At 41.6% G+C, this 13,948-nt stretch carries 16 protein-coding genes; 6 read left to right on the top strand and 10 right to left on the bottom strand.

Going from position 1 to position 13,948, the window contains the following annotated elements:
- The first annotated feature begins 172 nt into the window (after nucleotides 1-172).
- Together NFS43_RS22080 and ispG are read left to right on the top strand one after the other, a co-directional pair.
- Nucleotides 173-508, top strand: coding sequence for a LysM peptidoglycan-binding domain-containing protein (locus tag NFS43_RS22080; protein ID WP_251555047.1), 336 nt, complete (start codon nucleotides 173-175; stop codon nucleotides 506-508).
- Nucleotides 509-618: 110 nt separating this feature from the next.
- Nucleotides 619-1,719: a flavodoxin-dependent (E)-4-hydroxy-3-methylbut-2-enyl-diphosphate synthase gene (ispG, locus tag NFS43_RS22075; RefSeq protein ID WP_251555051.1), complete on the top strand. Its 1,101-nt coding sequence runs from the start codon at nucleotides 619-621 to the stop codon at nucleotides 1,717-1,719.
- A 58-nt stretch (nucleotides 1,720-1,777) separates the two neighbouring features.
- On the opposite strand, the gene NFS43_RS24565 is transcribed toward ispG, so the two are convergent.
- Nucleotides 1,778-2,326 carry a DUF308 domain-containing protein gene (locus NFS43_RS24565; RefSeq protein WP_338150628.1) on the bottom strand — a complete coding sequence of 183 codons (549 nt, stop codon included), beginning with the start codon at nucleotides 2,324-2,326 and terminating at the stop codon, nucleotides 1,778-1,780.
- Between the two features lie 201 nt (nucleotides 2,327-2,527).
- Between NFS43_RS24565 and NFS43_RS22065 the strand changes: the two genes are divergently transcribed.
- Nucleotides 2,528-3,142 carry a 5' nucleotidase, NT5C type gene (locus NFS43_RS22065; RefSeq protein WP_251555046.1) on the top strand — a complete coding sequence of 205 codons (615 nt, stop codon included), beginning with the start codon at nucleotides 2,528-2,530 and terminating at the stop codon, nucleotides 3,140-3,142.
- An 8-nt stretch (nucleotides 3,143-3,150) separates the two neighbouring features.
- Here NFS43_RS22065 and zur read toward each other — a convergent pair whose 3' ends face one another.
- From zur to NFS43_RS22050, 3 genes are read right to left on the bottom strand one after another with little or no spacing between them, the layout of a single operon-like run.
- A complete protein-coding gene (zur, locus tag NFS43_RS22060) occupies nucleotides 3,151-3,573 on the bottom strand; it encodes a zinc uptake transcriptional repressor Zur (RefSeq protein ID WP_251555045.1) in 423 nt (140 codons plus the stop codon).
- Nucleotides 3,560-4,432 (bottom strand): metal ABC transporter permease, encoded by an 873-nt coding sequence (locus NFS43_RS22055; RefSeq protein WP_251555043.1) that lies wholly within the window; start codon nucleotides 4,430-4,432, stop codon nucleotides 3,560-3,562. The genes zur and NFS43_RS22055 overlap by 14 nt, the downstream gene beginning before the upstream one ends.
- A 1-nt stretch (nucleotide 4,433) precedes the next feature.
- On the bottom strand, nucleotides 4,434-5,201 hold the full coding sequence (locus NFS43_RS22050; RefSeq protein ID WP_251555042.1) for a metal ABC transporter ATP-binding protein: 768 nt from the start codon (nucleotides 5,199-5,201) through the stop codon (nucleotides 4,434-4,436).
- Nucleotides 5,202-5,358: 157 nt separating this feature from the next.
- Between NFS43_RS22050 and NFS43_RS22045 the strand changes: the two genes are divergently transcribed.
- Complete coding sequence (locus tag NFS43_RS22045) at nucleotides 5,359-5,613, top strand: DUF2624 domain-containing protein (protein WP_251555040.1); 255 nt, start codon at nucleotides 5,359-5,361, stop codon at nucleotides 5,611-5,613.
- 83 nt (nucleotides 5,614-5,696) lie between these two features.
- Here NFS43_RS22045 and NFS43_RS22040 read toward each other — a convergent pair whose 3' ends face one another.
- Together NFS43_RS22040 and NFS43_RS22035 are read right to left on the bottom strand one after the other, a co-directional pair.
- Nucleotides 5,697-6,593 carry a deoxyribonuclease IV gene (locus NFS43_RS22040; RefSeq protein WP_251555039.1) on the bottom strand — a complete coding sequence of 299 codons (897 nt, stop codon included), beginning with the start codon at nucleotides 6,591-6,593 and terminating at the stop codon, nucleotides 5,697-5,699.
- Between the two features lie 22 nt (nucleotides 6,594-6,615).
- A complete protein-coding gene (locus tag NFS43_RS22035; protein ID WP_251555038.1) occupies nucleotides 6,616-7,932 on the bottom strand; it encodes a DEAD/DEAH box helicase in 1,317 nt (438 codons plus the stop codon).
- 330 nt (nucleotides 7,933-8,262) lie between these two features.
- On the opposite strand from NFS43_RS22035, the gene vrrA reads away from it, so the two are divergent.
- Both vrrA and NFS43_RS22025 read left to right on the top strand, forming a co-directional pair.
- Nucleotides 8,263-8,967: a VrrA/YqfQ family protein gene (vrrA, locus tag NFS43_RS22030; RefSeq protein ID WP_251555037.1), complete on the top strand. Its 705-nt coding sequence runs from the start codon at nucleotides 8,263-8,265 to the stop codon at nucleotides 8,965-8,967.
- 145 nt (nucleotides 8,968-9,112) lie between these two features.
- Nucleotides 9,113-10,072 carry a 4-hydroxy-3-methylbut-2-enyl diphosphate reductase gene (locus NFS43_RS22025; protein ID WP_251555036.1) on the top strand — a complete coding sequence of 320 codons (960 nt, stop codon included), beginning with the start codon at nucleotides 9,113-9,115 and terminating at the stop codon, nucleotides 10,070-10,072.
- A gap of 33 nt (nucleotides 10,073-10,105) precedes the next feature.
- On the opposite strand, the gene NFS43_RS22020 is transcribed toward NFS43_RS22025, so the two are convergent.
- The 4 genes from NFS43_RS22020 to NFS43_RS22005 all read right to left on the bottom strand — a co-directional run bounded on the left by NFS43_RS22020 (nucleotide 10,106) and on the right by NFS43_RS22005 (nucleotide 13,686).
- Nucleotides 10,106-11,221 carry a Nif3-like dinuclear metal center hexameric protein gene (locus NFS43_RS22020; RefSeq protein ID WP_251555035.1) on the bottom strand — a complete coding sequence of 372 codons (1,116 nt, stop codon included), beginning with the start codon at nucleotides 11,219-11,221 and terminating at the stop codon, nucleotides 10,106-10,108.
- Entirely contained in the window at nucleotides 11,208-11,927 is a 720-nt protein-coding gene (locus NFS43_RS22015; RefSeq protein WP_251555034.1) for a tRNA (adenine(22)-N(1))-methyltransferase, read from the bottom strand. Before NFS43_RS22015 ends, NFS43_RS22020 begins: the two co-directional genes overlap by 14 nt.
- Nucleotides 11,928-12,005: 78 nt before the next feature.
- Complete coding sequence (gene cccA, locus NFS43_RS22010) at nucleotides 12,006-12,368, bottom strand: cytochrome c550 (protein WP_251555033.1); 363 nt, start codon at nucleotides 12,366-12,368, stop codon at nucleotides 12,006-12,008.
- 178 nt (nucleotides 12,369-12,546) lie between these two features.
- Nucleotides 12,547-13,686, bottom strand: coding sequence for an acyl-CoA dehydrogenase (locus tag NFS43_RS22005; protein WP_251555032.1), 1,140 nt, complete (start codon nucleotides 13,684-13,686; stop codon nucleotides 12,547-12,549).
- Between the last annotated feature and the right edge of the window lie 262 nt (nucleotides 13,687-13,948).

Below are 13,948 nucleotides of genomic sequence, written 5' to 3'. Positions count from 1 at the left end.
TTATATCATATTAACGCGGTGAATTAATAAAGAATAAAGATAAAATAAAAGCTGTCGAAGGTTTTTCGACAGCCTGAAAGCATCCGTTTTAGGATGCTTTTTCCTGTATGTAGTACTAATATGGCGTGGACAAGCATACGAATGTACAAACACTCATTTGGAGGCTTGTCTAATGAAAAAATTACTAGGGTTAATCATTGCAATCCTAATTATATATGTCATCTATTTTGATTTAACTGTCGGCACACTGGGACTGCCCGCCGCTGAAAAAACAGAAGCAAACGCCGCTTCCACAGTCCAAGCGAAGCCCGAGACGGATATCCCCGCCTTTTCAGCAAAAGTAAAACCTGGCGAAACAGTTATATCGATCGTAGAGCATCAAATCAATAAACCACTTCCTGTATCCATCTCAACGTTAATTGAAGACTTTAAAAAGTTAAACCCAGGGGAATCCCCAGAAAAAATCCAAATCGGCACTACATATCATTTTCCTGATTACTCAAAATAAAGAGGATAAACCTAGTTCTTGTCAAAATTAGCTCAAGGCTGTTACAATTAATTCGGATTATGTTTATTTTTTTGAATCCAATTGAAGGAGACGAATTACACGTGAGTGAAATTATACATCGTTCAAAAACCCGTCCAATAAAGGTGGGCAACCTGACAATTGGCGGAAATAATGAAATTATCATACAAAGTATGACTACTACCAAAACCCATGATGTCGAGGCAACCGTAGCAGAAATCAAACGGTTGGAAGATGCAGGCTGTCAAATTGTCCGTGTGGCCTGTCCAGATGAACGCGCTGCAAATGCCATTCCGGAAATCAAAAAGAGAATCAATATTCCTTTAGTCGTTGACATTCACTTTGATTATCGATTAGCCCTAAAAGCCATTGAAGGCGGAGCTGATAAAATCAGAATCAACCCTGGCAACATCGGGCGAAAAGAAAAAGTAGAAGCGGTCGTTAAAGCCGCTAAAGAAAAGGGAATTCCCATTCGAATCGGGGTTAATGCCGGCTCTCTCGAAAAACGAATTCTTGATAAGTATGGATATCCTACTGCTGATGGAATGGTGGAAAGTGCCCTACATCATATTAAAATTCTTGAAGATCTTGACTTTCATGACATTATCGTTTCCATGAAAGCATCTGATGTCAATCTGGCCATTGAAGCATATGACAAGGCATCACGCGCCTTTGACTACCCATTACATTTGGGAATTACTGAATCTGGAACCCTGTTTTCCGGTACGGTAAAAAGCGCCGCTGGATTAGGTGCCATCATCAACAAAGGCATCGGAAATACCCTTCGTGTATCCTTAAGTGCTGATCCTGTTCAAGAGGTAAAAGTAGCACGTGAACTGCTAAAAGTTTTTGGGCTTTCTTCAAATGCTGCCACCTTAATATCATGCCCAACATGCGGACGTATTGAAATTGACTTGATTAGCATTGCCAATGAAGTCGAGGAATATATTCAGCATATCAAGGCCCCAATTAAAGTATCCGTTCTTGGCTGTGCCGTAAATGGCCCTGGGGAAGCCCGCGAGGCCGATATCGGTATTGCAGGTGCCCGCGGTGAAGGCCTACTATTCAGAAAGGGACAGATTGTCCGTAAGGTTCCTGAAGAAAATATGGTTGAGGAATTAAAGAAAGAAATTGACCAAGTAGCTGAAGAATATTTTAAGAAAAAAGAAGCAGAAGCTGCAGCACAAAAATAATAATATTCAAAAGAAACCCGGTAAGCTTTTACCGGGTTTCTTATTATTTGCTCCTATATTAAAAGAACGGGAGAATAAAGATACCGATGATAATCGATACCGCACCAAGACCAATTGCCCAAGCACCAAGTGTGTCAGCCCCTCTTCTCCTGGCAACAAACCCCAATATGATGCCGGCAGCGCCAAAAAGAATCGGCATCACAAATAGAGATAAAACGGAAAGGGCAATGGCTAAAGTCCCAAGACCGCTCCCAGCAGTATTGGTTTCCTGCTTGTTATTTTCCCCCGTTTGGATAATCCGGCGGGAAACCGGTACAGGAGCTGCAATCTCAGCAGCATGTTCTTCTCTGTACTGTGAGGTCCTTATTGGAACAGATGCTCCAATTTGAGAAGCAGGTTCATCCTTTTTTAAGGAAACCTTTAAAGGACGAGAGGCATCAAATTCCCCTGCTGTTTCTTCTTTATATTTTGAAGATTGAGTGGTAACAGGTGTTGCCGTCTCTGATGCTGTTTCTTCCCTAAAGTTTGACGGGAAATTGGGAATATCTTGTCCAATATTTGAACTTTGAAGAGCTTCCTGCACTTTAGCGTCTCTTTCATCTGCCATCAGAATCCCTCGCTTTCAGTAATAGGAGCATTAATTATTGTTCACTATCACCCCGCTTTTACTATGTTATGTATGTCCAAAAAAGGAAAGTGCTGTTTATGGCGAGATAATTTTCTAATCATAAATTTATTTATTGGAACGAAGGATTTGATAAAATAAAACTAACAAGACTATCTGCTGCTGCATGAAGGTGAAATGCTCATGAAAAAAAGATTTGGAATCGATATTGATGGAACTGTTACCTGCCCTGCTTCGATGATTCCGTTTATTAATCAGGCTTTTGAACTTAACCTAACCTATGAAGAGGTCAATGAATACGACTTGACTCCGTTCGTTAATGTCCCAGAGGACGTATTTGCCAAATGGTTCTTAGAAAATGAGCCATTGATATATAAGGGATCACCCTTGGCTGCAGGAGCTAAAAAGGTGTTAAATCGTTGGAAACAGCAATTTGAATTATTTTTTATAAGTGCCCGCGGACCTCAATTGTTGGAGGTTACCGAAAAATGGTTTCAGCGGCATGAAGTAACTTACGACCATATTGAATTAATTGGTTCGCATGATAAGATTGATGCTGCCAAGAGGCATCATGTTGATTTGTTTTTTGAGGATAAGCACGATAATGCTGTTATGATTCACGAAAGCTGCAACATCCCTGTCATCCTATTCAATACACCATATAACCAGGATCCCCTTCCAGATGGCGTCATTCGCGTCAATAATTGGGATGAAGCTGATAGTTGGGTTCAGCAATGGTTAAAAAAACAAATGGCACTTAAAAGAACACCAAAAGAAAACCAGCTAGCAAGAGGCTAAGCTGGTTTTTATAATTGCCTATGAATACATTCTGGACAACGTCCATAGATTTCAAATTTATGGCCGGAAATATCATAACCCTTCAAATTCTCACTGATTGAATTCATTGGACAGGTTTCAATTTCTTTGGTTTTCCCACAATCGAGACAAATAAAATGATGATGATGATGATGAGCCGAACAAGTAAATCGGAAATGCTTTTCCCCAGACAGTTCCGTCATTTCCAATATCCCCATGTTCACAAACAAAGCAAGATTTCGATAAATCGTATCAAAGCTTAATCCCGGATAGTCATCCTTTAATTGGTCAAAAACGTCTTTCGCTGTTAAATATTTATCGCTGTCGGAAAACAATTGAAGCATATCTTCCCTTTTGCCTGTCTGCTTAAAGCCATGATCTTTTAAATGCTGGATCGCTTCATGAACGTTCACCTGACATTTCCTCCTTAAGGCTATAATTTTTTGCCATCATTTTTCTGATGAGTATTGTAATAACTAAAATGAGGACAGCCAGCATAACAATGGTTCCACCAGGCGCAAAGTCCGCATAATAGGAAATAATTAAGCCGCCCAGTACAGAAATTTCTCCAAATAATATAGAATAAAAAATGGTCTGCTTAAATCCTTTGGCAATCCGGATACTTGCCGCAACCGGGAGCGTCATTAACGATGAAACCAATAATACACCAACAATTCTCATCGATGCCGCAATCACCAAAGCGACCATCACAATAAAGATAAAATGAATGCTTTTGGCTGCAATCCCTGAGGCTTTTGCATATTCTTCATCAAACGATAAAATAAATAATTCTTTATATAATAAACGGATTATCATAATCACCACAATGCTAATGGCAAGGATAACATACAAGTCTGTCCTGCTCACTGCCGAAACACTGCCAAATAAATAACTGAATAAATCGGTATTAAATCCATTGGCCAGTGATATAAAAATCACGCCCAAACCAATGCCGCCTGACATTATGATTGGAATAGCCAGCTCCTGATAGGATTTGTACACCTCTCTCAGCTTTTCAATGAACAACGAACCTCCAACTGAAAAAACCATTCCCATATAGATTGGGTTTAAGCCTGTAAGCGGCGCGACACTTCTCTCCAACAGCAGGCTGGCTGCAATGCCTGTAAGTGTGACATGGCTTAAGGCGTCAGCTATCAGCGATAATCGCCTCACAACAATAAAAACCCCCAGGAGCGGAGCAATAATGCCAATTAATATTCCTGTTAAGAAGGCATTTTGTAAAAACTCATAATGAAATAACCCTTGAATCATCCTAACGTCCTCCATATTCATGATGATGTGTCAGCAATTGTACGTCATGGCCATAGGCATTTGACATATCTTCCATCCTCAATTGTTCAAATTCCTTTGAGTCACCATGAAAATGCAAACGTTTATTTAAACAGGCAACATGCGAAACTTTATCAGAAATGGTTCCTATATCGTGGGTTACTAACATCAAAGTGATCCCTTTACTTTTATTTAAATAATCCAGCATTTGATAAAATGCATTTACATTTTCAGCATCCACTCCAACTGTTGGTTCATCCAAAATTAACACCTGCGGTTCACTTACCAAGGCTCTGGCGATAAATACACGCTGCTGCTGCCCTCCGGAGAGCTCACCAATATTCCGGTTTTTAAACTGCGCCATATCTACAGCTTCTAATGCATCCAATACCCTGGCTTCATGTTCTTTAGTAAACCGATTGAACATTCCAATACGTTTGGTCAACCCGCTCGCAACTACCTCAAAGACGGTAGCTGGAAAATCGGTATTAAAAGAATTCGCTTTTTGGGATACATAGCCGATTCTTTGCCAATCTTTAAACCTTCTGATTTCTTGGCCGAATAAATGGATTTCCCCTTTTTGCAGTTTAAGCAATCCAAGAATTAATTTTAGCAATGTGGACTTTCCCGAGCCGTTCGGCCCCACTATGGCTAAAAACGAACCCTCCGCTATTGACAAATTAATATTTTCAAGGACAGTATCCTTGTCATAGCGATAGGATAATTGTTTAATTTCGATTATAGATGTCATCATCTGCTCACTCACTTTAATTTTAAGAATCATTCCGATTTAACTTAAAGTAGTATACAATAGCGAAGATAAATTGTAAAGTCTCCTGGCTTTACTGGCCCATCCACTGTCACACTCTGCCGGACCCTTCATACATTAGCATGGAGGAGTGATTCGGGTGAACATTTTTCAAAATATCATCAATCATAAAATCAATACCATTACGGCAGAAGAGTTATTAAAATATGCCGACCAATTTAATATTTCGGTAACCCAAAAGCAGGCAGAAAAAATAGTCCAATACTTAAAAGGAAAAAAAATTAATCTTTTTGATGATGCACAGCGTGCCCGGATAATTCGGGAAATTGCCAAAGCCGCAGGTCCACAGACAGCAAAAGAAGTAAATAAGTTATTCAATGAATTAGTTAAATAGACCAAAAGCTGTGCACCTGGCACAGCTTTTGGTCTAGGAACGGTCATTCGCATCCAAACATATCCATTCAGACATACCTTTGCTTATTGGTCCTGCATTATTTTATTTAAAAGGTCTTCATCAAACTCCTGATTGCGCAGCATCGCAATTTCATGCTTATAAGGCGGCTTCTTATTATTTTTATCCTCACCGACAAATGGAGTTTCAAGGATTTTAGGGATCTCCTTTAACTGAGGATGATGGACAATATAATTTAACGCCTTAAATCCAATATGGCCAAAACCTATATTTTCGTGCCGGTCCTTTCTCATACCGACAGTATTCTTACTATCATTGATATGGAGTACCTTTAATTTTTCCAATCCGACAATCTTATCGAACTCATTTAATACCCCATCGAAATCTTCAGCAATATTATATCCGGCATCGTGAGTATGACAGGTGTCAAAACAAACGGAAAGCCTGTCATGATAATGTACGCCATCCATAATCATCGCTAGTTCCTCAAATGATTTTCCGCATTCCGAACCTTTGCCGGCCATTGTTTCCAAAGCAATTTGCACCAGCTCCTTGCCTGTTAAAACTTCGTTTAAGCCTTCAATAATTTTTTTAATCCCCGCTTCGGCTCCCGCACCAACGTGGGCACCTGGATGCAGCACTATTTGCCTCGCTCCGATTGCCTCTGTCCGCTCGATTTCTGACCGAAGGAAGCGAACCCCGAGTTCAAACGTGTCCGGGTTTGTCGTATTCCCAATATTGATGATATACGGCGCATGGACAACGATTTCCTCTATCCCATGTTCCTCCATGTGCTTTCTGCCAGCTTCAATATTCAAATCCTCTATTTTTTTCCTTCTCGTATTCTGTGGCGCCCCGGTGTAAATCATAAACGTATTGGAGCCATAAGACACTGCTTCCTGGCTGGCAGCCAGCAGCATCCCCTTTCCGCTCATGGATACGTGTGAACCGATTTTAAGCATGTGTTTTCCTCTCCATTCTTTATTATTTCTTTCTCGCATTCAGCCTTCTTTGTCGCTTCTTGATTTTCTCGATTTCAGCTTGCTGTTTCTTTTTATATCCAGGCTTGACCTGCTTTGGTTTTTTGGTAATGGCTTTAATGATATGATCTTCCTGCTCTTCCGGCTTTTTCCGTGTTTTTCTGCGGTTGCGGTCTTCCAGTTCCACAAATTCCCCATTTTTCAAGTCTATATTCTGGAAGACAATGCCCATTTTCTCAAGGCGATTTAGTGCATCCTCATCGGATAAATCATAGATGGTCAGTGCCGTTCCTGTGCTTCCCGCCCGGGCTGTCCTGCCGACTCGATGGACATAGAAATCCAAATCGGAGGGCAGCTCGTAGTTAATCACATGACTGACGCCCTCAATATCAATTCCTCTGGAAGCAAGGTCTGTTGCCACGATATATTGAAATTCCAAGTCCTGGATCTGTTTCATCATTTTTTTTCGTTCACGCGGAGACAAGTCGCCATGAACCCGGCCCACTTTTAACCCTTTTTCATTTAAGTAATCCGCAACTTCTTCAGCCATTTTTTTCGTATTAGTGAACACAATCGCAAGGTACGGGTTATAGGCAATCAATGCATCATGGACGAGTTCTTTTTTATTGCGATGCCTTGATGGCAGCAGGTAATGCTCTAAAAGCCCGGCTGTTTTTTGTTTTGGTTCTATATGAATGGTTTTAGGATTTTCCATATATTTTTTTAAGAAAGGTTTAAGCTTCTCCGGAATGGTAGCTGAAAAAACAAGCATTTGCAGATGTTCCGGCATTCTTGCTGCTACTCGGTCAACATCCTCAATAAATCCCATGTCCAGCATCATATCGGCCTCATCTACAACAAGCACTGCCGCTGTATGGACAAACAAAGCCTGTTCTTGGACCAAGTCATAAATTCTTCCAGGTGTACCAACGACTATTTGGGGCTGCACCTTTAATTTGTCGATCGTACGCTGCTTATCAGTGCCGCCTATAAACAATTTAGCCATGATGGCATGATCTGGGTCACAAAATTCAGTTACCTTAACGATTTGCTGGTAGATTTGTGTGGCCAGCTCTCTAGTGGGAGCTGTTATGACGGCTTGTACCTCCTTGCGGTCCGGTTTGATAGCTTCCAAAATTGGCAGAGCATACGCCATCGTCTTTCCTGTTCCAGTCTGTGATTGTCCAATGGCACTTTCACCTTTTAAGACCAGCGGTATCATTTGATCCTGAATTTCTGTTGGTTCAAAAAAACCCATGTCCTGAAGTGCTTCGTTGATAAACGGCTGAAACTTAAAACGATTAAATTTATTTTCTTTCATAAAGTTCTCCTTCTAATCAAAAATCCATCCTATAGGAATTTCGATATACTTTTCCATCATGTAATTATAGTAAAGTTCCAGACAAATCTCCAGTTTAATTCTCTATTCATCATTTTTTACTCAGCTTGCCTGGTTTAAACGTGAATTTAATTTGTCTTTTGTGCATATTACCTAAACCAAAACAGGGTAATCGCATATTGTAAACCAAGAAGGTAAAGTAAATTTCTGCACTTTTCCCAGCTGTCCCATTATTAAGTGATGACTATTTTAATCGAAAATTGGGTCTGCTGGGTTGTTATTGCATGAAAAATGAGAGAGGAAGGTAACGGTATGCAGCCAAGACCTAATTTTCCAATGCAAGGTGGAATGAGACCTGGCTTATTTGGAGCAATGGGCCAGATGACAAGACCTGGTCCAGGCATGATGGGCGGAGGAAACCCTATGATGGGGGCCGGCCCAGGTATATTTGGCGGAAGAAATCCCATGATGGGCCCTTCTGCAAATCCATTTGGCGGTATGATGGGAGGCCGGCAAATGGGCAGAGGCGGTGGTTTGCTCTCCAGACTGCTCGGACGAGGCAATCCGATGGGTGGGCCGGCAGGATTGATTGGCGGGACACAAGGAGCAGGCAGAGCCGTTTCTGGAGGCGGAGGGCTGCTTCAGTCCTTAAGCAATCCTGGAGGCATTACAGGCATCCTCAACAATACCCAGCAAGTATTGAAAACAGCACAGACCCTCGGACCCATGATTCAGCAATACGGGCCACTCGTAAGAAACCTCCCTGCATTATGGAAATTATATAGAGGCTTTAAAAATGCACCAGCTGATACAGAAGAATCTACTGCCAATAAAACAACTGGCAGCAAGGAAGAAAGCTCAAACGTTAAATCATTCATCACGGCTGCCGATAAAAAAAGGTCACGCACTCAAACAAGCCAAAGGACAGCTGCTGCAACAAAAGACGCAAACAAACAGCAAACCCGTCCAGTTCATCAAAATCAAAAAGGAGCATCCATTCCGAAATTATACATTTAATCAGGCTGTCCCATATAAGGGGTCAGCCTCTTTATTATCCCTAAAAAAATCAACAGGAAAAATGTATCTTTGTATTATTTTTAGGAGTTTTATATAATGAATACATACTCTATTAAATAGTGACCTGTTTAGGAGGACTCATTAAATGAATGTGATTAAAATTTCACCGCGCGGTTACTGCTATGGTGTAGTCGATGCGATGGTGATTGCCAGAAATGCAGCATTAGATAAATCATTGCCCCGCCCAATCTACATTTTGGGGATGATTGTTCATAATAAACATGTAACTGACGCATTTGCCGAGGAAGGGATTATTACGCTTGAGGGGAAAAACCGTAAAGAAATCCTAGAAAAAGTGGATAAAGGAACTGTCATTTTTACTGCACACGGCATTTCTCCAGAAGTAAGAGAGCTTGCCAAACAAAAAAGCTTAGTTGCCATTGATGCGACATGCCCAGATGTAACCCGTACCCACGACCTGATTCAAGAAAAATCCGAGCAGGGATATCACACCATATATATCGGCAAAAAAGGGCATCCAGAGCCTGAAGGAGCACTAGGTGTCGCCCCTGGCATGGTGCATCTTGTTGAAAATCCAAGTGATGTTGAAGCACTTGAACTGGATTATGACAAGCTGATCGTCACCAACCAAACCACAATGAGCCAGTGGGATGTGACTGATACTATGGAAAAGGTAAAGGAAAAGTTCCCGCATGTAGAGGTTTTCAATGAAATCTGCCATGCTACCCAGATTCGTCAGGAAGCCGTAGCAGAGCAGGCAGGACAAGCAGATGTCACGATTGTCGTCGGCGACCCAAAAAGCAATAACTCCAATCGGCTCGCCCAAGTTTCTCAAGAAATTGCCGGCACCAAGGCGTATCGGATTGCCGATATTTCTGAGCTTCAGCTTGATTGGATTATGGACGCAAAGACGGCAGCTGTTACCGCTGGAGCTTCTACACCGACGCCTATTACCAAAGAGGTAATTTCTTTCCTTGAACAATTTGACCCGAACGATCAGTCGACTTGGGAACGGCAAAAGCAAGTTCCATTGAGCAAAATATTGCCAAAGGTGAAAAAAGGAACGATAGAGAGCCGGTCTTAAGGACCGGCTTTTTCATGTGAAATTCACAGGCTGCTATACAAATTGAAATGGATCAGTATTTATAACGGAAGGAAAAATATCGACTTGATACCCTGCGGACTGGCACATTTTTTGCAAGGTTGAGGCCAGTCCCTTTTTCATGACTTTCTCGACATTATGGCCAGGATCAATCATATTCAAGCCTTGCATCATTGCGTCATGGGCTGTGTGATAATAAATATCCCCCGTGACATAGACATCAGCGCCGCCAAACTTAGCATGTGTAAAATATTTATTGCCATCACCGCCTAAAACAGCAGCTTTTTTTATTTTCGCATTTAGGTCGCCAACCACACGGACCGTGTCTACCTCAAGGGCGGATTTCACCTTCTCTGCAAACTCCCTCAAGGTCATTTCAGGCACTTTGCCGATTCTGCCCAGCCCGAGGACCTCCCCTTTATTATCAAGCGGATAGAGGTCATAAGCCACTTCCTCATAGGGATGGGCCTTAATCATGGCTGCCACCGTTTTTTTCAAAAGCGGTTCAGGGACGATCGTTTCAATTCTGACCTCTTCCACATCTTCAATTTGTCCCTGTTTTCCAATGTAAGGATTCGTGTTTTCTCCCGGCAAAAATCTCCCGATTCCCTCCGCTGAAAAGGAGCAATGACTATATTGCCCAATAAAGCCCGCTCCTGCCTCACCTAAAACATGTCTTAGGTCTTCCGCATGGCTTTTAGGGACAAAGACAACCAACTTCTTAAGCCTTGCTTCAAATGTCGGCACTAATACTTCCGGCTCTTTTAAACCTAATGCTTCCGCAAGCCAGTCATTTACCCCGCCTTTTGCTACATCCAGATTCGTATGTGCTGCATAAACCGCGATGTCATGTTTAATCAGCTTTTCTATCATCCGTCCCTGGACCGTGTCGGTCATGATATTTTTTAACGGACGAAAAATTGGCGGGTGATGGGCAATAATAAGCTGAACATTTTTTTCTATTGCCTCATCTATAACGTTTTCAAGCACATCCAGTGCAATCATGACCCGGTCAATTTTTTTATTCAAGCGGCCAACCTGCAGCCCAATTTTATCCCCCTCCATTGCCAAGCCCTTGGGAGAAAATTGCTCAAATAGCTGGATCATTTCGTGGCCATTAGGCGTTTTCATCTTTTAATTCCTCCTTTACCAATTGGATCTTATAAGCTAACTCCTTTTGTTTTTCAATTGTTTCAGGAGTTTGAACAGCTTTGCCCAACTGCTCCAATATCCGCTGCCAATTAGAAATTTCGGCAGTCCATTTTTTTCGGAAAGCATTCGAAGGATTCTTCCGTAAATAGGGACCCATCAAGAGACCCAATTCCTTGTTTTGGCGATATGGGCGCAGACCATCCCCGCGTTCTGCAACAAGCACTTCGTAAATTTTTCCATCTTCCTCTAAAATTTCTTCTTCCATAAGCTCCCAATGATTTTCTAAAAGCCATTTTCGGATGGTCTCAGCACTTATATTTGGCTGTAAAACCAGCCGGGTCACCGAATCTAGCTTTTCTTTGCCAGTTTCTAAAATACTTGTGATTAAGGCTCCTCCCATTCCAGCAATAGTAATGCAATCCACCTCGCCGGGTTCAATTACCTCTAATCCATCACCGAGACGCACTGAAATAATTTTTGTTAGACCTTCTGCCGCGACATTTCTTTGGGCAGATCGGAAAGGCCCTTCTGCCACCTCACCAGCAACCGCAAAGGGGATTCCCTTAGTTTTCACTAAATAACATGGCAAATAGGCATGGTCAGAGCCAATATCGGCCATTCTTGCATCACCAGGTACATAATCTGCCACCGTACCAAGGCGATTTGACAGCTTGTCTGAATTCAAGAAAAACACCACTCTTTAGATATGTATGTCTTAATAGTATAGAAAAAGGTCCTTTTATGCAAAGGACCCTTCGTCAAATTACTTTAATTTCATAAGCCAATCCGCCATCATGTCGGATTGTTCTGGTTTTACTTGGTTTGGAGGCATAGATCCTCTACCCTCAGTGATAACCTTTTTAATTTCATCTTTTGACAACCGATCGCCGACACCTTTTAATGATGGGCCCATTCCCCCTTGATATTGGTCCCCATGGCAGGCAATACAGGTAGACTTATAAATATCCTCTGGCTTTGAAGCTGCAACTTCTGTTTTTTCACTGCCTTCGCCTTCACCTTTGGCGATTTCCTTCCCATCGCCTAGGCCTTTGAACGATAGTATAAACATAAGTCCAATCCCAAAAACCATAATTAGAATAAATGGAACTACCGGATTTCGCTTCATCAAACAACCTCCCTTATGTACGCACTAACATTATAAATTAAAACGTCTGCAAACAACTATTATTTTACTTGAAAAATCTCAGAAGGAAAAGCCCTAAACTTATTTTATCACTATAATCTTCGGAATAATGCAAAACGAGGCTGATTTTTATTCAGCCCCGTTCGAACTAATATGGAGTTCAGCAGCCAATTAATCTTGATATAACCATCCGTTGCACCTCCGATGTTCCCTCGCCAATTTCCAGCAGCTTAGCATCCCGCATCATCCGTTCTACATGGTATTCCTTCATGTAACCATATCCGCCATGGATTTGCACTGCCTGGCTGGTTATTTCCATGCAAATTTCTGAAGCATACAGTTTGCAAATGGCCGCCTCTTTAGAAAACGGACGGCCTTGATCTTTTAACCAGGCAGCCTTATATACCATATTGCGGGCTAATTCAATCTTCATCGCCATATCTGCCAATTTAAACTGAATGGCCTGAAACGAGGAAATCGGCCGGCCAAATTGTTTTCTATCCTTGGAATAGGCGAGTGCCCTTTCAAAAGCTCCTTGGGCGATTCCAACCGCCATAGCGCCAATTCCAATCCTTCCTCCATCGAGGGTGACGAGAAACTGTTTAAATCCCTCTCCACGTCTGCCCAGTAAATTATCCACTGGCACTCTTACATCTTCTATGACCAGTTCCGTTGTATTAGAGGAATGAAGTCCCATTTTCTCGTATTGATCGATTACCGTAAATCCTTCAGCATCTGTCGGGACAATGACCGCACTAATTTCTTTTTTTCCATCTGTTTCACCCGTTACTGCTGTCAATGCGATAAATTTTGCATAGCTCGCATTCGTAATAAAACATTTATTCCCGTTTATAAGGAAATGATCACCTATCTGCCTTGCGGATGTTTTTGTTCCCCCGGCATCCGAACCAGCATTTGGTTCCGTCAGCCCGAATGCTCCAAACGACTCTCCCTTGCAGATCGGCGTTAAATATTTCTGCTTTTGCTCTTCAGTGCCAAATAAATAAATAGGAGCGCCGCCTAATGAAATATGAGCAGAGTAGGTAATCCCTGTAGAGGCGCATACCCTGCTTAATTCCTCCGTTACGATGGCAAAACTGATTGTATCCGAACCTCCTCCCCCATATTTTTCGGGAAAAGGCAGGCCCATCATGCCTAGTTCTGCCAGCTTTTTAAATATATCCAAGGGAAATTGTTTCGTTCGATCACGTTCAATAGCTCCAGGTGCAACGACTTCTTCAGCAAATTCTCGAATCGTTTGTTTAATCATTTGCTGTTCGGCTGAAAGATCAAAATTCATATTCATCCTCCCCCACCAAATCTGTAGACGCTTACATATTATTATATAGGGTCAGGTTTAATTTTCACAATAATGAAAATTTTTAAAAATTGATTATATTATTTTTAAAAAAATAGTTGTGCTTCAGAAAAATCGTTCCTCCAATTGGGCGTGGTGCTTTTAATCCTTTAGTTTATTTTTTAAAATAGTTATTTTTTGTAAATTTACCATTGAAACCACTTTCATCCATTTGCAAAGTGAGCGACAATTCAGTAAAATAAAT

Origin of the sequence: Neobacillus muris (genome assembly GCF_943193175.1) — a bacterium.
Lineage (GTDB): Bacteria > Bacillota > Bacilli > Bacillales > Cytobacillaceae > Neobacillus > Neobacillus muris.
The sequence above is the reverse complement of the archived record's forward strand: the minus strand, read 5'-3'. Positions and strand labels throughout refer to the sequence as shown.